The sequence below is a fragment of the Pediococcus pentosaceus ATCC 25745 genome, from assembly GCF_000014505.1.
Lineage (GTDB): Bacteria > Bacillota > Bacilli > Lactobacillales > Lactobacillaceae > Pediococcus > Pediococcus pentosaceus.
Genome location: NC_008525.1, coordinates 1,040,116 through 1,061,385 on the forward strand (window position 1 = coordinate 1,040,116; position 21,270 = coordinate 1,061,385).

The following is a 21,270-nucleotide window of genomic DNA, read 5'->3' on the forward strand; positions in this document are numbered from 1 at the left end:
TAAATTTTGGTGCTATATTAAATATATTCCAAAGAATATAAAAGTACAAGAAAAGAGCATATTATGAAAAAAATAACAATTGTTTTTGATCACCCATATGGAAAAGAAGCTGGTTACAATGAACCACATAACCGTTCTTTTACTTCTGCTCTACTAGTTGCTGTGATACAGGCGTTAGAAAAACAAAGCGCTCAAATAGATTTAATTGACCTACACCAAGATCAATTTAATCCTGTAATGACTAAAACTGATTTACTTAATTGGCGAACTCACCCTTTCGTTGACACTCAAAGTCAAAACTACTTCGAAAGGCTCCAAAATTCAGATGAAATCATTATGTTATTTCCAATTTGGTGGGAAATGATGCCTGCAATGACCAAGGGTTTTATTGATAAGGTATTTGCCAAAGGACAAATCCAAGAACATCGTGGTATTACGCGACGACTATTTTCATCGAACACCAAAGTTAGAGTTCTTACGGTATCTGGTGCTCCAACCTGGATATACAAAGTTCTCTATGGGAATCCTGTTGGTCGCATGTTAAAACGTGGCGTTTTTAGAAAGTCTGGTGTTAAAAATTTTAAATGGCATAATTTTAATGCCGAAGACGTTTCTCCTAAGGCTCGTGCTAAAATGCTTAATTCAGTAGCTAAATATATTTAAATTACCTTTTCCCAATTAAAGGCTAAATTATTTTTGATCAATATTAAGTTTTGATATTGGAAAACAAAACTCCTATTTATTAATAAATAGGAGTTTTTATGTGTCACTAAAAATTTCTATATTTAATGTTCAATAGTCACTACACCATAAGTTTCTATTTCTTAGGTTTACTTCCTTTTTAAAATTGTGATTATCGTAGATAGAATTAATAGCGGTACTAGTAAAAAATACACAAATTTGTTTGATTTCTTCTCTCCAGTTTGAGGAAGTTTTTGATATTTTTTAATTGCACGCTTTTGATGGACTGAGTTTTGCTTTTTTATTTTATCACCTGATTTTATCAGCGTATTTAGTTTAAACTTAGTTTTATGTGTTGACTCAACTTTCTGCCTGTCATGATGAGGTTTAAGGCTTATTTTTTTGTGTGACTCTTTTCAGTGTTAATCCTTACCTCTCGATTTGGGTGAATCACCCTTACTAGAATTATTTTAATTTGTTTAAACTTCTTTGGAGAATTGCCACCAACCACCTCATTTTGTTTGTTGGCTTGATATACCACCGTTTTTTCAACGTCTTGATGGTAACTATTAATATTATTAATCGCCCTAACAATCTCAGGGATTGGTGTATATCCCTCTATGATTGGTGAAACTACACTCCTAAAATTAGTACCGTCAACCGCTTGCCATACTCCATAATATTTTTGACCCGTGACCTGATCAATTTTTACAATTCGTCTAAAACTAAGTTTATTTTTATATGTTGGCTCAGCTAATTGGCCGTCATCATATTGATAATAAATTACTTCTTTTACCGCACGTTGTTCAAAATCCATTTTTTCTCCATGTTTTAGATGTACTTCATACATTTTTATTAGCTTATCTTGGTCGTAAAACACCCCATTTTGGGGATAATCATCACTAACCAACTCGTAGCCTGCCCACTTATATTGATTAATCGCATCGACTGTTCGATAACTATCTCGAGTGCGATAAGCTCCATTTAGTCCTTTTTCGCTTAATTTTTTTCGAGTTGTATCATCATAGTATGTTACTTGAGCTTTTTCGTCGTTAATTTTGTATACTACCGTTTCTTCTATATCTTTATGGCTGCCATCAATGTTATTGATCGTTTCAATTGCCTCAAGAGTTGGCGTATAACCAATAATTTTCGGAGAATCTACTTTTTTAAAGTACGTTCCATCAATTGCTTGCCAATTTCCATAGCGTTTCTGCTTTGTTACTTGATCAAACTCGATAATTCGTTTGAAATCAAGTTCGTTTTCATATATTGGTCCAGCAGGTTGACCGTTATCATATAGATAATGAATCACTTCCTTTACAGTACTTTTTTCTGGTTGCTTAACGATTTTATGTTTTAAATGAATTTCATACACTCGAACTAATTTATCTTGACTATAGTTTGCTCCATTCTTAGGGTAGTTATCACTCACCAACTCATAACCCATTTGTTTATAACGCTGAATTGTATTAGCCGTTCGATAAACATCTCGACTACCATAAACACCATGTAGGAGTTGCTCACTTAGTTTTCGCCCTATCGTATCATCGAAATATTTCACTCGAGCTTTTTCGTCGTTAGCTTTGTAAACTACTATTTTTTCGATATTTGCGTGATTAACATTGATATTATTGATGGCCACAACTACTTTAGGCAGCGCCGTATAACCTTCTATCTTAGGAGAAACAACCTTCTTAAAACTTGTACCTTCAGTTGCTTGCCAAATTCCATAGTATTTTTTTCCTGTAACCTGATCAATTCCAACCATCCGACTAAAATTAAGCACACTTTCATATACTGGTTTGGCTAAATGACCATTGTCATATAGATAATGAATCACTTCCTTTACAGTACTTTTTTCTGATTGCTCAATGATTTTATGTTTTAAATGAATTTCATACACTCGAACCAATTTATCTTGACTATATTTTGCTCCGTTTTTAGGGTAGTCATCACTCACCAACTCATAACCCATTTGTTTATAATGCTGAATTGTATTAGCCGTTCGATAAACATCTCGACTACCATAAGCACCATGTAGAAATTGCTCACTTAACTTTCTCCCTGTCGTATCATCGAAATATTTCACTTGAGCTTTTTCATCGTTAGCTTTGTAAACTACTATTTTTTCGATATTTTTATGATTTTCGTTAATATTAGTAATTTCATCGATCAATTTTGGTACAGCGGTATAGCCTTTTATATACGGAGAAACTACTCTTTTAAAACTAGTTCCATCAACCGCCTGCCAATTCTTATAATTTCTTTGTTTTGTAACTTGATCAGTTTCTACCTTCCGTTCAAAATTAAGTACATTTTGGTATATCGGTCTGGCTAATTGACCATTATCATAGCGATAATGAACGGTCTCTTTCACATTCCGTTTTTCAAAATCAGACTCTATTCCATGCTTAAAATGAACTTCGTATATTTGATCGGTTCTATCGTCAGTATCAAAAGTAGTTCCCGTTACAAAATTATCACTAACTAATTGATAACCTTGTTTTAAATAATCTTGGATGTCTGCTCTTGTAGAGTACTTCATCGTTTTACCACCCTGGCCAGTTAGTACACGGACTCTCATGTTAGTTCCAGTATTATCGTCAATATACTTAATAAATGCTTTTTGAATTGACGTATATTTCATGGAGTCAATTTTAAAAAATTGTTTAGTAGGTAATACGCCTGTGGATGAAGCGATAGTAAAGTAATAGACGGGATCTTTAGCATCATAATCAAATTTTTTCTTAAAATAACATCCCCCGTTGGGGTCGAAAGGATCACCTTAAATTCTTTCGTACGAGCTGTATATATCATTTTTATAGCGTGGTATTTATTATCTTCGATAATTTTTGGTAAAGGCCGTACACTGTCTTTATCAATGGTCCCTTGACCATTTTTATTAGTAGTTACCATCGCACCATATGGATCGGGAAAAGCATCATCAGCTTCACCCTGTAAGCGCCTGGTAGTGTTACCAAACTTAAACGATCTACCCACGTTATGCCATGTGTCAGCTTTCCATCCAAAAGCATTAGTCACTCCATAGATACCCAAATTCCCACCGCTTCCACCAATTTGGTTACGGGTTCCTTTGTAAAAAACGATCCCAATTCCGTCTGCGATTCCCTTTAAAACTCTAAAAACATTCCTTACTTTCGTTTCTTTTCCTAAATTAATTGCACCATCAATTCTAAAATTGTGCCTAAGGTCTATTCCTCCTTTAAAAGTGATATTGCCACTTTGCCATGAACCTGTAGTAAGCTTTTGCTCACCGGTTATTGGATTGTAGTTACCTTTGGCACTCCCGTTCTGATTAAAGTAATCTTTAAAATTATCTTTGTTTACATACACATTATCCTGTAAATCTGTTTTATCATTTGGTTTCACTTTAATTTCACTGTTTATAAAATTTATATTTTTAATAGTACCTTGATTTTCATGGATTTTCTTAGGGGTTATTAGAGCTCTGTTCTTCACTTTTGTATTTTTTAGTGACCAATCGTCCTTAATAGTTTTTGGATCGACAATCCGATTTTGATTTTTTTTAAGTAGCCTTGAAGCTTGGTTACTATCTGCTCTTTTATTAGTATCATTGGATTTTGATGGTTGACTATGAGTCTCTGTTTTTACATCAACACCCACTTCCTTAGTGGTTTTACCATTCTTAGTTAGCTCTAATAACTGATTTGTTTTTAAAGAATTAGCATCTTTATAAGTATTCACTTTTCCAATCTCGGAAGCCTGAGCTACATCTGCATGCTGTAGATAACTAATACCAAGTCCTAACATAGCTAAATTGATCAATGTTAAGATCCTCTTAGGTTCGAGACGTGGACAATATTTCTTTTTATTGAACGATTTACCAAACTTTGCAGTCAATCTAAGTCACTCCAATTTAATTTTAAATTTAAAAACATTATTCATTACTAATCGCATTATTCTAAACAAATGCATCTATGGCTATCCTCCCCTCATTAAAGGTTTAAAATTTCATAATGTGCTTCTAATTTTAATTTAGGGTATTAACTGATTGTAACTATATTTCTTTTTAGGATATTATGGCCCTTAAACGGGACATATTTTTTATATCTAAAGATTATCTGCATAATTTAACTGGGGGGATTAGTATGGAATATGTTCTTTTCTTTTTATTTTTCTAAAAAACGACCGTGCAGGCATTAAAAATTAGTCTACACGGTCGTTTTAAATGATTATTTTTGCTTTTTAACATTATAATTTTGCAATGGCATTTTTAAAAATCCTTTTTTGCTCCTCCATTTGTAGTACATCTAAAATAAAATATAATTTGTTAAATTCTTTGTTGTACTCTATTTCAGAATAGCCTTCTAATTTTTTTCTGATACCCTTAAAAAAAAGTAACAAAATCCTTTCATACACGTGCTCTTCTTTCACTTGAAACTCTTCTAGTTTTGAAATATAGTATAGCGCCAAAGTTGGTTCTTGCTGGTATAAAAGAGAGATAATGGCGTTACTTAAAAGTCTAAACCCTTCAACTACTTGTGGGTTAAGATCATCCAATTCATGGACATGCTTTAATGCATTACTCAATAGGATGCTCAAAGTTTCTGGTTCAATATAAAATAGAGAATTATTAAACAAAATGATTTCATATCTAGTCCAAGAAGACGTGTTAATCAAGTATCGATATAAAATATTCTGGTTCATATCCAGTTTATAGTGATTTAAACGAGCAATCAAAATCTCACAAAGTCCGATTAAATGCTGATATTCAGTGTTATGAATTTTTGAATATTCACTTTCCAAAATTTTAATAATTCCTTTTAAAGCATTAGCATCACGCTTGTTAAAAAATTTTTTAATTCTGGATAGATAAATATTTATATCTTTAGGTACGTATCCCCTATCAATATATTCAAGCTCAGTTAAAGTTACGTGTAAACGTTTCAGTAGCTCGATGAAGTAATGGCTGTGAATGTCGGCTTTTCCAGCAGCAAAACGATTATAGCTGGATTTAGACATATTATCCCGGATGAGATCATTGACTGTTAAATTTTTTTCTTTTCTAATTTTTGCAATTGTCTTACTCAAAACCATGTTCAATTAGCCCCCCTTTTCTAATGACTAATAAATATAAACTGATGAACAGACTTAGTAAAGGAAGTTTAATTATCTAATTTTATTTATTACTCTCGCTACTGAAAAATAATGAGCTCTTATATAAAAAAACTAGCCAATCAGTCATCGATTAACTAGTTTCTGTAATTTACTTTTTTATAAACACATCTTAGTTTAATTCTGGAAACCAAATTTTGATTTCTTTTTCAGCATTTTCAATGCTATCAGAACTGTGCACCACATTACGTAGTAAACCGTCTGGCCACTCCCGTCCCAGGTCTCCACGAATGGTTCCGAAAGCAGCTTCCGACGGATCTGTAGCACCTGCCATCCGATGAAAAACATCAATAACATGAGTTCCACTGGCAATCATCGCCACGATTTTGCCTTCTAACATATATGTTTCGATTTCCTTAAAGAATGGTTTATTAACTAATTTTTCATAATGTTGCTGCAACTGTGCTTCCGTCGCTTGGGTAACTTTAAGCGCATCAATTGAATATCCTTTCAGTTCTAAACGTGTAATTACTTCCCCAATATGCCCTAAACTAACACCATCTGGTTTAATTAAAATTAAAATTCGTTCTTGTTCCATCAAAAACTCCTCCATTTCATGTATAGGCTTAGTGTTATTGTACTAAATATATATACGATAAACACTGTAATATGATCCAAAATCATTTTTACTTAGATTTAATTTAAATGAATCCGTATGATACCATTTAAACATACTAGAAATGGAGCTCTAACAATAAAAGGAGATGTTATTATTTTAAACGCAAATACTGCTACTAAATCCGATTACCCTTTAATTCTCAAAATTTGGGAAGCATCCGTTAGAAAAACTCACCACTTTTTGAAAGAATCAGATTTACTTTTTTACAAGGAAATCATTCCACAGGCTTTGGATTCAGTAAATTTAATCGTCTGGAAAAATCAAAATCATAAAGTGGTTGGTTTTAGTGGTATCGATAAAGACGAGCTTGTCATGTTATTTTTAGACCCCCAATTTATTGGCCAAGGTTACGGTAGAGAAATATTGTCTACTTTAGTACGCAAATATGATATTAAAAGAATCGATGTAAACTCGCAAAATGTGCAAGCAAAACGTTTCTATCTAAAAAGTAACTTTAAAATTGATTCAGAGGATCCAGTCGATGGTTTTGGTAAACCTTACCCTATCACCCATTTAATTAGATCCATATAAGCGATTAAATTTTAAATAAAAATATGGAACGTCCTATACCAATTTGATTTATTTACACAAATACGTTAATATTTACCATTATTAATCAAAAATTAAGGAGGATATTTTTTATTAAAAAACTAAATCTTTTTCAACTGGTAATGCTTGGGCTCGGTTCTCTAATTGGTTCGGGGTGGCTTTTTGGATCAATGGAGGCCGCTTCGGTAGCTGGTCCAGCGGCAATTTTTTCTTGGATAATTGGATTTGTTGTGATTGGTGTAATTGCCTATAACTATATTGAGTTAGGGACAATGTTTCCAGAATCTGGCGGAATGAGTAAATTTGCTCAATACAGTCACGGATCATTGGTTGGCTTTATTGCCTCTTGGGCAAATTGGATTTCTCTAATCACTCTCATCCCCATCGAAGCTGTAGCCGCGGTCCAATACATGAGTTCTTGGCCATGGGCATGGGCGAATTGGACCCATAGTTTTTTCAAAAATGGGAACATCACTACTAGTGGTCTATTAGTAGTTTTTTGTTTCATTTTAATCTTCACCTTATTAAATTATTGGTCAGTAACTCTATTAACAAGATTTACGAGTTTAATCTCCATTTTCAAAATTGCTGTACCTTTAATTACTATTATATTTTTAACTTTAAGTGGCTTTCATCCTGAAAATTACGGAAAATCACTATCGGAATTTATGCCTTACGGATCAGCTTCGATTTTCGCTGCTACTTCTGCTTCTGGGATTATTTTTTCCTTTAACGCCTTTCAAACCGTAATTAATATGGGAAATGAAGTCGAAAACCCTAAGAAAAACATTGGGCTAGGTGTAGGGCTTTCACTCTCAATCAGTGCTGTACTCTACCTAGTTCTACAAAGTACTTTCATCACTTCCGTACCAACTGCACTAATTACTCAATCTGGTTGGCATGGAATTAACTTTGAATCACCCTTTGCGGATTTAGCTATCTTACTTGGGATTCATTGGTTATCAGTTTTACTTTATTTAGATGCTTTCATTTCACCCTTTGGAACTGGTGTTTCATTTGCTGCTTCAACTGGACGGGCCTTGGCCGCTATGTCAAGTAATAATCATTTTCCTAAAATTTTAGGAAGAATTAATGCTAAATATGGGATTCCTCGAGTAGCTATGGCTTTCAACGCTGTTCTAAGTATGGTAATGGTTTCGATTTTTAGATCATGGGGAACTTTAGCCAGTGTTATTTCGACTTCGACGTTAATTGCTTACCTGACTGGGCCAATCACGGTCGTATCATTAAGAAAAATGGCTTCCCGTTTCAATCGACCTGTTCGTTTAAAAGCAATTAAATTTATGGCACCTTTAGCTTTCATTTTAGCTTCTTTAGCTATTTATTGGGCCATGTGGCCAACAACAGTTGAAGTTATCTTAGTCATTTTACTAGGTTTACCAATTTTTATTTATTACGAATGGCGATTACATTGGAAAGAAACTATGAAACAACTACGTAGTAGCCTTTGGCTGATTGTATACTTAATTTTCCTTTCAGTTATGTCGTATATTGGTAGTGATAATTTTAATGGTAGAAATTTAATCCATTATCCTCTTGACTTTATAGTTATCATCATTGTGGCATTTATTTTCTACATTTGGGGAATGCGCAGTCGCATCATAACTGTTTCATTTGGCAACGCCCAAGAGGTTAATAAGCATGTTAAAAAATAATTTTCCAAATAAAAAAGGAAACCAATTCACTTACGAATTTGGTCTCCTTTTTTATTGTACTTAGGATAATCATTTATTTAGCATCTGCATGACTTATCATATAATCTAACAACTTAAACGTTACTTTTTGATTTTACTTTGAAATGGGAAAAGCCAGTATATCGTCAGGGACTTGATGCAAATCATTATGAGTTGATTGTATTCTTTACCGTTTGCACTAATTTCACGAACGTCATCTGTCATTGATTTAAAATGAAATTGTAACCCAATATGACGTTCAATTTCTGAGGTAGTCCAGGTACTATATCCGTTTGACAATAGACCGACGCCCATCCCATTTCTTTATGTGAGACCTTATTGCCTATCAAATGAGAGTTTAAGAAATTATCATTTAAACCTAAAATTATTTAACATGGGTTTTACTTTTAGCATGCCAATATACTTCGATTTCCTCTAAAGACTTACCTCTTGTTTCTGGAACTAATTTCCATACAAATATAGCCGACAATGCAGTAACTACTACATAAAGCATAAAAGTCCATCCTTCTCCTATATTCTGAGTCAGAATTGGGAAGGTATAACTTAAGGTAAAATCACTTAGCCATAAAACTGCCGTACAAATTGACATTGCTCTACCTCTGATTTTTAATGGAAAAATTTCTGAAATTAGTATCCACGTTACAGGAGCTAAAGAAACTGCGTATGCGGCAATTGCTAATAAAACAAAAGTCAATGTTATGCTAGTAGCAGCATGTACAAAGAAACAAATTGAAACAACAAGTAAACAACATGACATCGCAAAAGATCCCCATCCTAATAACTTTTTACGGCCTATCTTGTCTACTAAACCTAATGCGACAATGGTGATTACCATATTAATTACTCCGATTGATACAGTAGCCATGAATGCACCACTTTGTCCAAATCCTGCACCCTTAAATATTTCAGGAGCATAATACATTATTGCATTACTTCCAGAAAATTGCTGGAACAAGGCTAACAATACTCCAATAATAAGTACTGGTAACCAAGTCTTATTAAATAAATCTCTAAATTTTGTATCATCAACAACTTCCTCAGACATCTGAATTTCTTCTAAGCTCTTTTCTGCAGCCTCATCACTTATTTCAACTTTTTGTAATACTTTATAAGCAGCCTCAGATTTTCCGTGTTGTGATAACCAACGTGGACTTTCACCAGCCGGGATCAATGCAATTAAAAATAATAACGATGGTATTACTCCAACCCCCATCATCCATCTCCATCCTGTTGAAACATTCCATAATTGCGTTGCATTTGACGCAATTGCTGCATTAACAAAATAGACAATAAAAATTCCAATCGTGATAGCTAATTGATTAACGGATACCAATTTTCCACGCACATTTGACGGTGCCATTTCTGCAATATATAAAGGTGTTATTAAGGAAGTCAATCCTATACCAATACCTGCAAGCATTCTCCAAATCACTAAAATCATATAACTTCCTGCGAAAGCAGCACCTAAAGAAGAAAGTGCAAAAATAACTGCAGAAAGCGCCAATATTTTCTTGCGTCCAAATAAATCACTTAAAATACCTGCAATCGAAACACCTAGTGCGCATCCAATTAAGATACAAGACGTAACCCATCCAACTTGCGCGCTACTCAAAGTAAACTTTATCTGTAAGAACCCAACAGCTCCTGAAATAACTGCTGTATCATATCCAAACAGAAGTCCTCCCAAAGCGGCTGCACAGGAAATCAATATTACATATGGACTAATTCTTTTTTTATTAGCGTTCATTTAACTCACTCCGTTTCTTGTAAAAACGTCTAAAGCTTATAGATATTGCTTTATAATTCAAAATTTGTGGAATATCAGTTTATTCTCTCATTCGTTGTATTTTTTTAAACATTTCGGCATGTTGTTCGTTAAAAAATTGAGGGGGTTGATCTAATTTAAAATATTTTAGTCTGGTTGTTTCACCTGTTTTTACACTCAATAATGTTCCTTCAAGGTATCTAACTAAAAAAAACTGGTTAATAGATTGTATCTGATCACCATTCGGATATTTATAAAAAGTATCATCTGTGTTTTGAATTAATTTCTCAGGTATTACCGATAGACCTGTATCTTCTTGAAACTCTCTCATTATTGCTTTTTTATATGTTTCACCATATTCAAGGTAACCTCCTGGAAATCCCCAATCTTTCGTATCTACCCTTTCCTGCAATAAAACTTCACCCGCATTATTAAAAAGTGCTCCTGTAGCAGTATTCAATATTAACGGTGCGTTCCCAACTTTTTGTCGTAAATCGTTTATATAATTACTCAAAACATTTCCACCTCGTCCAGATTATAAGTATTCCAATTATAATTAACTTTAAACAAATTATTACTTAACTACGTTTTTCGTAATCATATTTTTAATTAAGAAGTACTTATCGAATCAGTGAAACTAAAATGTATCTCTTTTGATAGAACCAATATTTCTTGTTCTATACATAAACATTTTATATATTTACTACATTTACTCTTCCTTCTCTCAACAAAAAATACTCAATGATACAGTGAAATTTTTCCATATATTAAATCTTCATCGCAGGATTTTTATACATCATTGCTATATCACTTAAAATTAGACGTAAATATAATACATTTAATACAAAATTATCACTTCCATTCTAAAAAAACGCCCTCAATACATTCATATTATGTATTGAAAGCGGTATCAAAAACATGGAATATAAACTCATAAACATGGATAATTGGCTACAACCTATTTTTTTCTTGCTTCCTAAAAACCCGTGGAGAACTACCTACCACCTTTTTAAAAATTCTTGAAAAATAGTATGGATCATCGTAGCCCAATCGAGAGGCAATTTGATGAACTGCCAAATTAGTATCTTTTAAGTAATAACATGCTTGCTTCATTTTGATATCCAGAATAAACTGGTTTACACTAGTACCAACCGTTTGTCTAAAAATTCGGCTAAGATAACTTTTCGACACGTCCAATACCTCGGTTAACGTAGACAAACTAACCTTTTCTTCGAAATGGTCATATATATATTTAACTGCTTTGGTTATATATTCGTTACCCATTGTATAAGAATCATGCGGCAAAACTGACTGCAACGATACATACGCTAAAGTTGCACCTAATACCTGTGATGAGTAAAAAACTGATTGATATGAAAATCCTGCTGATAACGCTTGAATCATTTGCCAAAATTGTGACATAAGCATTTGCATATCTTCAGTACTTGTTTTATTAATCACTAAGAAACCGTTTCCTTGCAAAGCTTCTTGTGGAATATATTCATTTACAGAATCTCCGTTAAAATGCGCCCAAAATATGTCCCAAGGATCATCATCAAAAGCGTAGTATGTATGTTCCTTACCAGGAGGTAACAAAACAATTGATCCACTTTCGATTAGCCATTCCTCAGTCGCAGATTTTACAACTCCTTTGCCATGTGTACAAAAAATCAATATCCATTCTTCAGTACCACGATCACGGTGAACAAAATGATATCTTGCTTTAGGATAAAAACCGAGATCGGTTATATATAACAGCTTTATGACTTTTGAAAAATTAAAATTATTCAAAATCACTGGCGGTAATACAAATAAATATTCATTCTCAAACCCGTGTAATTTTTTCATAAGCTCCTCCTTTATAAAATCTCTTCATTAATTGGTCTCGATATTATCATATGATAAAAATTTAAACAAATAACAGTTGCCTAAAATCCATCATTTAGCACATTTTGTACATTTGAAGAAAGCGTTTTCTATTATACCCTTAAAACGTAAATTTGAAAGGAGCTGTTTTATATGACTACTGATATTACGTTAAATGAACCAGTTATTCTAAAAGAAACAGACTTAACGATTCCAACCTATGGAATCGCTAAGCCAGAAAAAAATCCGATGTTTTTAGAAGATCGAGTATATCAAGGAAGTAGTGGTAAGACTTATCCATTTCCGGTAACCGAACGTGTCTTTGATGAAAAACATGACAAGATATATAAAGCCGTTATCTTAGAAAATAAGTATATCCAGGTTACTTTCCTACCCGAATTAGGTGGACGAATTTATCGAATGTTAGATAAAACTAATAATTACGACTTTGTCTATTATAATCACGTTATTAAGCCAGCACTTGTTGGTCTGGCTGGGCCATGGATTTCTGGAGGAATCGAATTCAATTGGCCACAACATCACCGGCCAGATACTTTTTCTCCAGTGAATTATTACACTAAGATTAATTCAGACGGTTCTAAAACAATCTGGATGAGTGATATAGATCAAATGAATGGCACAAAAATTTTAGTTGGTTTCACTATGTATCCTGATAAAGCATATTTGAAAGTTGATGAAACTTTTTCAAATCCAACTGATTTACCACAGACTTTCTTGTGGTGGGCTAATCCGGCAGTACCTGTAAACGAAAACACTCAATCAATCTTTCCGCCAGATGTTAATGCTGTTTTTGATCACGGAAAACGTGCAGTTTCTGATTTTCCAATTGCAACTGGTGAATATTATAAAGTTGATTACTCAGAAGGCGTTGATATTTCTCGTTACAAAAATGTACCTGTACCTACTTCTTACATGGCAGCCAAATCAAAATACGACTTTTTAGGTAATTATGACCACCAGAAAAAAGCTGGACTTCTTCACGTAGCTGACCACCATACTTCACCTGGCAAAAAGCAATGGACTTGGGGACATGGTGATTTTGGACAATCTTGGGATCATCAATTAACCGATAGCGATGGACCATACATCGAATTGATGGTTGGTACTTTCACCGATAATCAACCCGACTTCTCTTGGCTTAATCCTCATGAAGAAAAGCATAGTACTGAATACTTTATGCCTTATAAAGCTGTAGGAGCAGTTAAAAATGCTACGATTGATGCCGCAGTTAACTTAGAAAAAGACGGAGATACAATCTCAATTGCAGCATATGCAACATCAGAATTTTCAAATGTACAAATCATTTTAGAAAAAGAAAACGAAGTTCTACTTGACGAAAAAACTACATTAAGTCCCATAGAAACTTTTGTAACAACCATTCAAAATGATCAGTTTAAATTGCATGAATTAACATTAAAAGTACTTGATCCAGATGGAAATATTTTGGTGCAATACAAACCCGAACCTGAAAAAATCGAAGCGATTCCAGATGCTGCTAAAGCAATTCCTAATCCTAAAGATATTAAAACTAACGACGAACTATTCAATGCAGGACAACATCTTGACCAATATCGTCACGCTAGTTTCAGACCTGAAGACTACTATCTGGAAGGACTTAAACGGGATAAATTCGATAAACGAATCAATGATGCGTACGGTCTCCTACTCTACCGTCAAGGATTGTTTGTAGAAAGTGAAAAATACTTTAGACGTGCTTTAGAACGTCAAAACAATCATAATACTAACCCAGTATCTGGTTTCCCAAGTTATCATCTTGGACTAAGCCTTGAAAAGCAAGGGAAATATGCTGAAGCATACGATGCTTTTTACAAAGCAACTTGGTCTGCAGATACAAAATCAGTTAGTTTTGTGGCAATGGCTAAAATAAAGATTCGCGAAAATGATTTAGACAATGCTCTTAAATTTATTAATCAAGCACTATTATTTAACTATAATGATTTAACAGCTCGAGCAATCAAGGCTCATATTTTAATTTTGATGAAATCCGATCAAGCTGAAAAACTTTTAAAAGATAGTTTGGAAATCGATAACAGTGCTTCAGCGGTATTATTCGAATATTCAAAAATTAATCCAGATTACTTAGATACGTTAAAACATTTCATTGATACTCGCTTAAATGATGTTTTAGATTTAGTTCAACTTTATCTTGAAACTGGACAATATGCTGATGCATTATCGGCCTTGAACATTTACAAAGATGATAATCCATTAAAATCTTATTATGAATCTTATATATACTCTAAATTGGATTCGCAAGAACAAGCTCTTGCTTCAGCAAAACTTGGAGCTAGTCTATCTCCTGACTATATCTTCCCAAATCGTCTGTTCGACGTTATCATTTTGGAATATATTCAAAATATCAATCCAAAAGATGGCTTAGCACCCTACTATCTTGGTAATTTATACTATGATCGTCGTATATATCAAAAAGCTCAGGCTTTATGGGAAAAATCAGTCAAACTTGATCCTGATTACGCAATGTCTTACCGAAATCTTTCAATCGTCTACTACAACAAGACTAACCAACCTAAGAAAGCCTTAGAATATTTAGAAAAAGCATTTAAATTAGATCCTAAAAATGCACGGCTTGTTTTTGAACTGGATTCTTTGTATCAAAAAATGAACCATTCTTTAACGGATCGCCTAGCCTTTCTTGAAAAATATTTGGATCTGGTCGAGCAACGCGACGATAGCTACATTCAACTAGTTACTTTATTGAACGAAACTGGTAGATACAAAGAAGCTTATCAAAAGTTAATGGATCGCATCTTCCACCCTTGGGAAGGTGGCGAAGGTAAAGTCAGCTCACAATACGAATATGCATTAGTTGAACTTGCAAAACAAGATATTGCTAACGAAAATTATACGACTGCAATTGAAAAACTTAATCGTGCTTTAGTTTATCCACGCTCACTGGGTGAAGGAAAACTTCCTACGGCAAACAATAATGTTATCGATTTCTACCTAGGTTATGCTTACAAACAAATTAACGATACTCAACAAGCTAATGAGCATCTTAGATTAGCTACTCAAGGATTGGAAAAACCATCTAGTGCTATGTATTACAACGATCAACCATCAGATACGATTTTTTATCAAGGATTAGCCTTTGAACAATTAGGTCAGACAAAAGAAGCAAATGGTAAATTTCACGCATTAATTAGTTATGGTGAAAAACATATTTTCGACAATATCGAAATGGATTACTTCGCTGTATCATTACCTGATGCCCTGCTATTCAAAGATGATCATAAGTCACTTAATGTCATCGACTGTTATTACCTAATCGCATTAGGATACCTCGGATTAAATCAAGTGGATAAAGCTCATACAATGATGGATAAAATAACTGAATTGACTAATAATCATCAAGGGATGCTCAGACACTGTTCGTTCAAAAAATTTAGTTTATAATATAAAAGCACTCATGTGAGTGCTTTTATTAATTGGAGGAATTTCGAAATGAAACATACTTTAGTTAATAAATACCAAACACTAGATGATAAAAATTACTATCGTATTTCTATGTTTAATAAAAATGGTGTTCAAGTTGATATTTTAAATTATGGTGCAACTCTTGAACATTTTTTTGTACCTGGTCGAACATCTGAAAAGGACAACATTATTTTAAGTTTAGAACGCCCAGAATATTATGATAAAGAACGGAATTATCTCGGTGGTACTGTTGGTAGAGTTATTGGTAGAATTGCACATGGTCACTGGCAAGATGAAGATAACACAATACAATTTGAATTAAATGATGACCCTAATCATGCACATGGGGGATCAAAAGGATTCGATACGCAAGTATTCGGCTTTACTATTAAAGAAAATGAAAACTGTAGTATCCTTAAATTACATCTATTAGATCCGGATAATTATAATAACTATCCTGGGAATTTAAGCATTTATGTAACTTACACGTTAACAAACGAAAATACATTAATTTATGAAATAGAAGCTATTTCAGATAAAAAAACTTTATGTAATCCAGCAAATCATAGCTATTTTAATCTAAATAGCGGTAAAGATATACTAGACCAATATCTAACTTTAGATGCTGACTATTATTTACCACTGGACAAAAATAGTATTCCAACCGGCGAACAAAAATCAGTCACTAATACTCCATTTGATTTTCGAAAACCCAAATTACTTGGTAAAGCAATTACTTCTTTAGATTCACAAATAAGAGAACAATTAGGACTTAATCATCCTTTCTTGCTCAACCGAAATAATAATATTGCAGCAGTATTAGAAAGCTTAGATCATCAGCGTAGATTGAGTGTGGAAACAACTGCCCCATCAATTGTTGTTTATACTGGTAACCATTTTAATAATAGTGGATTTGCACAGAATATTGGCCAATATGGTGGAGTTGCTTTAGAGACCCAATTTCCACCAAGTAATGATGAATCTTTGTCTTCAATTGTGTTGCTACCATATCAAAAATTTTATAGTCGAACTAGTTGGTGTATAGAATTTTGATGTCTTAATTAATCGTATTCCATATAAAATAAGAGTTGAATTTCTGAATAAACTACAGAAATCCAACTCTTATTTTTAGTACAACCGTGTGTCTTTCATTATATTAAATCCAATTCTCTTCATACACTCCTACATTAAATCCACAAGTGACTTTAGTATCGTCGACCATTAACGGACGTTTAATTAACTTACCATTCTTGGACATTAATGTTGCAGCCTGTTCTTTCGTCATCATTTCTACTTTATCTTTAAGTCCCATTTTGCGATAATCGATTCCACTAGTATTAAAAAAGTAGCGTAATTTCTGATTACTCTTGGAAAAAATATTTAGCATTTGTTCTTTAGTCGGTGGTTGTTCAACTAGATCGATTTTTCCATAGGATACGTCATGTTCTTGTAACCATTTTTCGGCTTTCTTGCATGTACTACACTTAGAATAACAATAAAAAGTTGTCATGTGTCCTCCTAAAATAAAATTTGAGAAACTTCAATTTGCATTCATAATACTATAATTTTTATAGTATTAGTAATAGTAAGAGAAATAAAACTCTTTCTGGATTTATTTTATTTAAAAATAAAAAGACGATCCTAATCGTCTTTTTAACTATTCAGCTTTACTTAAAGTGCTCTTTTTGGCTGAAAAATAATTAATCCCAAATGTTAGTGCCATCAAGATTACCGGGTAGAACATATAACGAATCAAATCCAGATAATTAGTACTCTTACCGGCTAATTGAAGAGTCATCATCATTGCAGAGTCTTGTGGAATTACCATTGAGGCAGTTACCGCGAAGATGGAAATAATTCCTGCTAACACTTTACGATCAACTTTATATTCATCACCGAGTTCTCTAGCAATGGGTGAAGTAATTAGAACTGAAATGTTATTATTTACAATTGCTCCGGTTACACAGAAACTCAAGATTCCAATTAAAGCTTCACAACTAGCTTTACTATGAATACGTTTAGTAAAGACATGCACCAACCAGTCAATTCCACCATAATAACGCATTAACGCAACCATCCCATTGACCATCATTGCAAAAATAGCTAACCAGAACATGCTTTCCATTCCGTTTCCAATTGCCTTCGCACAATCAAAAATATTCGCTTTTCCAAGAAAAATTCCAATTGCGCTTGCCATAACCGTTCCTAACGCTAGTACAATGACCACATCCATCCCAACGGCAGCTAACACTAAAACAGCTAGGTAAGGCAAAATTGTAATAATATTATAGCTTCCGGCGGCAATATGATGGGCACCACCATTATTTAAACTCATCAAAGTATAGGCGATAATAGTTAAAATTGCAGCTGGTGTCGCAATTTTAATTTGCCACAAGAATTTATCCTTCATAGGTGAACCAACTCCAGCAGCTGCCGAGATAGTAGTTCCACCAATCATAGATAACCCATCACCAAAATATGATCCGGTAATTACAGCCGCTCCTGCCATCCCTGCATTCAAATGGGCAGCGGCTACCAGAGAAAATGTAACGGGTGCCATCGTAACGATGGTTCCCGTTGAGGTACCAATACAAAGCGAAATAATTGCTGAAATTAAAAAGATACCTGGAACTAAGAATTGACTAGGAATCAAGGAAACACCTAAATTAACAATTGAGGATTGTCCCCCTGAAAGGGTTACGGCGGATGAGAAACCACCGGCCATCATAACGATTAAAGCTAAATTCATCACCCCTGCATTTCCAGCATTATTTAGGTATAAGTCCATTTTTTTACTGAATTTACTGCGAGGTTCAAAAAATATTAGTGCAAATACTAATGCAATTAAAATGGCCACTTGGCGTGGCATGTATGAAGAAGGATCTTTAGCGCCTTTAATTGTAAAAACGGCTAAACATCCAACATATAGTAGCAAAAAAATTAGTAGCGGAAGCAACCCTGCTGCCCCGTAATTTTTCCGCGTTTCTTTTTCCATTACTCAAAACTCCTATCATACTATGATTAAAACAGATATATTTAACTTACTACTATCTTCCGTAAATTAAAACCAAAAACTGTTAAAAATGCTGACTTTTTGTTAGAAAGTTTGAATAAAACGTTACCATATTTAAATTAGTTCAAAAATTCCAATCAAAAAGGCCCTACAACTGTAGGGCCTTAAATCAATTTATTTTTCGTCATTCATAACTTTTTGCGCTTTTTCTAGAGCAGGATCATTTTTAGCTAAAGTTTTAATGACATTCTGTTCGATTGAACGCATTGTCTTCGCATCAACTTTTCCAGTAACAGCTAGCTGATTCTTTTCTTGATAAGCTTCCACTGCCTGCTTGACTTTCTCAGTATACTCTTTAGAAATTTTATCATCATAGTAACCTAATCCCTTTAAGGCAATTTGAATATTTTTAATATCTGAATTGCTCTCTCCCACGGAGTACGTTTTTTTCTGATCAAATTCTGTAATGTATGCCATGGCAGGATAATCAGCCTGATAGTCTGGTTTTAACCCTTTTCCATGAATCCAAGTACCGTTTGGCGTTAACCATTTTGCAATCGTTAGCTTTAATTCATCACTATCTGTATATTGGGTAATATTTTGAACGGTGCCTTTTCCATAACTTTTGGAACCTACAAGTGGAACATTAGCCGATTGGTGTAAAGCTGCAGCAAAAATTTCAGCTGCACTAGCGCTTTCGCCATTAATAACAACTGTAGTAGGTTTAGTAACTTTATAGCCACCATCATACTTTTTAGACGCCTTGTATACTTCTGCTTTACCAGTCCGAGCTTTAACTTGCATAATAGTTTTGCCATTCTTTAAAAACATCGAAGACATCTTTAAAGCTTCCTGCATCAGACCACCCGGATTATTTCGGACATCAATAATATAAGATTTAGCTCCCTGTTTATCTAAACGTTTAAGCGCCCGTTTAAGTTCACTAGAAGTTTTTTCAGCCACTGTTGAGATAGTTATATAACCTACTTTATTCTTCAACATCTTAGCCGTGACGGTCTCAACTGGAATTTTAGAACGAGTTAGCACCTTATCAAAGGTATCATTTCCTCGCTGCAATTTAACCTTTACTTTAGTCCCAACTTTTCCTCGCATTAAGGTGGTGGCTTTAGAAAGGGATTGATTAGTTAATTTCTTACCATCTACTTCTAAAATCACATCTCCGGCTTTCAGACCCGCTTTTTTGGCCGGTGTACCATCAATGGTAGTCATAACTTCAATTTGGTGATTCTTCTTTACAACTTGAATACCAACACCACCGAAGGCTCCTGAAACACTATCATTCAAACTAGTAGCATCACTATCAGTTAAATAGTCCGAAAATGGGTCATTTAAAGTGCTCAACATTCCATCAATTGCTCCTGTAGCTAATTTAGAAGTGTCGACTTTTTTATAATAATCACTATTAATTTGATTATAAACACTCGCTACACGATTAAAATCATTTTTCTCACCATCGGTATGACCTAAAATCCCTACAAAAAATACTAAACCACTGACAATAGTAATTAAAACTCCTAAAATCATGGAAAATACGATAGTTAAATACGGATGTTTTTCTATTATTTTTTTCATTAAAACTGTTCACTTTCTAAATATCTTTGCCACGCTGAATCAAAAATTGACATACTTTGTAGATAGCCCGCATTGAGCTCTAAATATTTACTGATCTCATCAAAATCGCGTGATTGTTTAGGAAAAACTTGATCAAAAAAAGCTTGGTTAGCAAATTCTTCAACTTCATTATTAGGTTGCGGATTGCGTTGTGTCATTAAATATTCAAAAAATGATTTTTTCATTAGCATTCTCCTTAATTATTGGCTTTAGGAACGTTAATTATGAATTGAAAATCGTTTTTATCAATATCGATTGTTTTAGCTTGGAAGCTGACTTTATTAGTTGTTTTGATCTGATTCAAACGTAAAAGTGCTTCATCGCCATCAATACTTACCCATTTAGGAAGTTGATAATTACGTGAAATATATTTCAAAACAATTTTAGCTGACAAATTTAGCGTTCCCACCGTTAGCCCATGCGCTTTAAGTTTGATATTACCACTTTTGGTAACCTTTGGAATCATCGTTAACGCAATTTGAATCTTTTTACCTAAAATTTCAGTTTCTCCGCTTAAAATAGCGTAGCGTTGACCAATTTTAAACTCATAATTAAAGTCTTCATCTTTTTGAAATTGAGAAAGATAAGCTGCACTTAGATCATTAATTTGATTTTTCTTTAATTTAATTGGAATTCGATCATAGTGGTTACTACTTCGAACTACTTGGTCATCAACTTGCTGAATTGGACGAGAAGCTTTAAAAGTTACATAAATACCGCCCGCTAAAAAAATGGAGAGCAGGACTAAAAATCCCCATTTCCAAAAATGATACATATATTTATTCATTTCTTC

General features: G+C 33.7%; 18 protein-coding genes. 5 read left to right on the top strand and 13 right to left on the bottom strand.

Annotation, left to right across the window (positions count from 1 at the left end; all coding sequences use genetic code 11):
- Positions 1-63 precede the first annotated feature (63 nt).
- Positions 64-663: an NAD(P)H-dependent oxidoreductase gene (locus PEPE_RS05050; RefSeq protein WP_011673455.1), complete on the top strand. Its 600-nt coding sequence runs from the start codon at positions 64-66 to the stop codon at positions 661-663.
- Positions 664-830: 167 nt separating this feature from the next.
- Here the strand turns inward: PEPE_RS05050 and PEPE_RS09385 are convergent, their stop codons facing one another.
- The 5 genes from PEPE_RS09385 to PEPE_RS05070 form a co-directional block, all read right to left on the bottom strand.
- The gene (locus PEPE_RS09385) at positions 831-1,079 is read right to left on the bottom strand and encodes an LPXTG cell wall anchor domain-containing protein (RefSeq protein ID WP_080504383.1); all 249 of its coding nucleotides are present in this window, start codon (positions 1,077-1,079) and stop codon (positions 831-833) included.
- Complete coding sequence (locus PEPE_RS05055) at positions 1,076-3,331, bottom strand: mucin-binding protein (RefSeq protein ID WP_041526967.1); 2,256 nt, start codon at positions 3,329-3,331, stop codon at positions 1,076-1,078. Before PEPE_RS05055 ends, PEPE_RS09385 begins: the two co-directional genes overlap by 4 nt.
- Positions 3,328-4,566, bottom strand: a complete 1,239-nt coding sequence (locus PEPE_RS05060; protein ID WP_011673457.1) for a lectin-like domain-containing protein — start codon at positions 4,564-4,566, stop codon at positions 3,328-3,330. The genes PEPE_RS05055 and PEPE_RS05060 overlap by 4 nt, the downstream gene beginning before the upstream one ends.
- Before the next feature lie 351 nt (positions 4,567-4,917).
- Positions 4,918-5,763 (bottom strand): Rgg/GadR/MutR family transcriptional regulator, encoded by an 846-nt coding sequence (locus tag PEPE_RS05065; protein WP_002833176.1) that lies wholly within the window; start codon positions 5,761-5,763, stop codon positions 4,918-4,920.
- A gap of 190 nt (positions 5,764-5,953) precedes the next feature.
- Positions 5,954-6,379, bottom strand: coding sequence for a nucleoside-diphosphate kinase (locus PEPE_RS05070; RefSeq protein ID WP_002833178.1), 426 nt, complete (start codon positions 6,377-6,379; stop codon positions 5,954-5,956).
- 117 nt (positions 6,380-6,496) lie between these two features.
- On the opposite strand from PEPE_RS05070, the gene PEPE_RS05075 reads away from it, so the two are divergent.
- Together PEPE_RS05075 and PEPE_RS05080 are read left to right on the top strand one after the other, a co-directional pair.
- Positions 6,497-6,991 (top strand): GNAT family N-acetyltransferase, encoded by a 495-nt coding sequence (locus PEPE_RS05075; RefSeq protein ID WP_011673458.1) that lies wholly within the window; start codon positions 6,497-6,499, stop codon positions 6,989-6,991.
- A gap of 140 nt (positions 6,992-7,131) precedes the next feature.
- The gene (locus PEPE_RS05080) at positions 7,132-8,685 is read left to right on the top strand and encodes an APC family permease (protein WP_049752773.1); all 1,554 of its coding nucleotides are present in this window, start codon (positions 7,132-7,134) and stop codon (positions 8,683-8,685) included.
- A 403-nt stretch (positions 8,686-9,088) separates the two neighbouring features.
- Here PEPE_RS05080 and PEPE_RS05085 read toward each other — a convergent pair whose 3' ends face one another.
- The 3 genes from PEPE_RS05085 to PEPE_RS05095 all read right to left on the bottom strand — a co-directional run bounded on the left by PEPE_RS05085 (position 9,089) and on the right by PEPE_RS05095 (position 12,337).
- Entirely contained in the window at positions 9,089-10,471 is a 1,383-nt protein-coding gene (locus tag PEPE_RS05085) for a sugar porter family MFS transporter (protein WP_011673461.1), read from the bottom strand.
- A 79-nt stretch (positions 10,472-10,550) separates the two neighbouring features.
- Complete coding sequence (locus tag PEPE_RS05090; protein ID WP_011673462.1) at positions 10,551-11,003, bottom strand: NUDIX hydrolase; 453 nt, start codon at positions 11,001-11,003, stop codon at positions 10,551-10,553.
- Positions 11,004-11,440: 437 nt separating this feature from the next.
- Positions 11,441-12,337: a helix-turn-helix domain-containing protein gene (locus tag PEPE_RS05095; RefSeq protein ID WP_011673463.1), complete on the bottom strand. Its 897-nt coding sequence runs from the start codon at positions 12,335-12,337 to the stop codon at positions 11,441-11,443.
- Between the two features lie 171 nt (positions 12,338-12,508).
- Between PEPE_RS05095 and PEPE_RS05100 the strand changes: the two genes are divergently transcribed.
- Both PEPE_RS05100 and PEPE_RS05105 read left to right on the top strand, forming a co-directional pair.
- Entirely contained in the window at positions 12,509-15,811 is a 3,303-nt protein-coding gene (locus tag PEPE_RS05100; protein ID WP_011673464.1) for a tetratricopeptide repeat protein, read from the top strand.
- Between the two features lie 48 nt (positions 15,812-15,859).
- Positions 15,860-16,885 carry an aldose epimerase family protein gene (locus PEPE_RS05105; protein ID WP_011673465.1) on the top strand — a complete coding sequence of 342 codons (1,026 nt, stop codon included), beginning with the start codon at positions 15,860-15,862 and terminating at the stop codon, positions 16,883-16,885.
- Positions 16,886-16,988: 103 nt separating this feature from the next.
- Here the strand turns inward: PEPE_RS05105 and PEPE_RS05110 are convergent, their stop codons facing one another.
- The 5 genes from PEPE_RS05110 to PEPE_RS05130 all read right to left on the bottom strand — a co-directional run bounded on the left by PEPE_RS05110 (position 16,989) and on the right by PEPE_RS05130 (position 21,264).
- Positions 16,989-17,342 carry an arsenate reductase family protein gene (locus tag PEPE_RS05110; protein WP_002833185.1) on the bottom strand — a complete coding sequence of 118 codons (354 nt, stop codon included), beginning with the start codon at positions 17,340-17,342 and terminating at the stop codon, positions 16,989-16,991.
- Between the two features lie 147 nt (positions 17,343-17,489).
- Positions 17,490-18,827 carry a Na+/H+ antiporter NhaC family protein gene (locus PEPE_RS05115; RefSeq protein WP_011673466.1) on the bottom strand — a complete coding sequence of 446 codons (1,338 nt, stop codon included), beginning with the start codon at positions 18,825-18,827 and terminating at the stop codon, positions 17,490-17,492.
- Positions 18,828-19,019: 192 nt separating this feature from the next.
- Entirely contained in the window at positions 19,020-20,438 is a 1,419-nt protein-coding gene (locus tag PEPE_RS05120; RefSeq protein ID WP_011673467.1) for a S41 family peptidase, read from the bottom strand.
- A complete protein-coding gene (locus PEPE_RS05125; protein ID WP_002833189.1) occupies positions 20,438-20,662 on the bottom strand; it encodes a YozE family protein in 225 nt (74 codons plus the stop codon). Before PEPE_RS05125 ends, PEPE_RS05120 begins: the two co-directional genes overlap by 1 nt.
- Positions 20,663-20,673: 11 nt before the next feature.
- Entirely contained in the window at positions 20,674-21,264 is a 591-nt protein-coding gene (locus PEPE_RS05130; RefSeq protein ID WP_011673468.1) for a YpmS family protein, read from the bottom strand.
- Between the last annotated feature and the right edge of the window lie 6 nt (positions 21,265-21,270).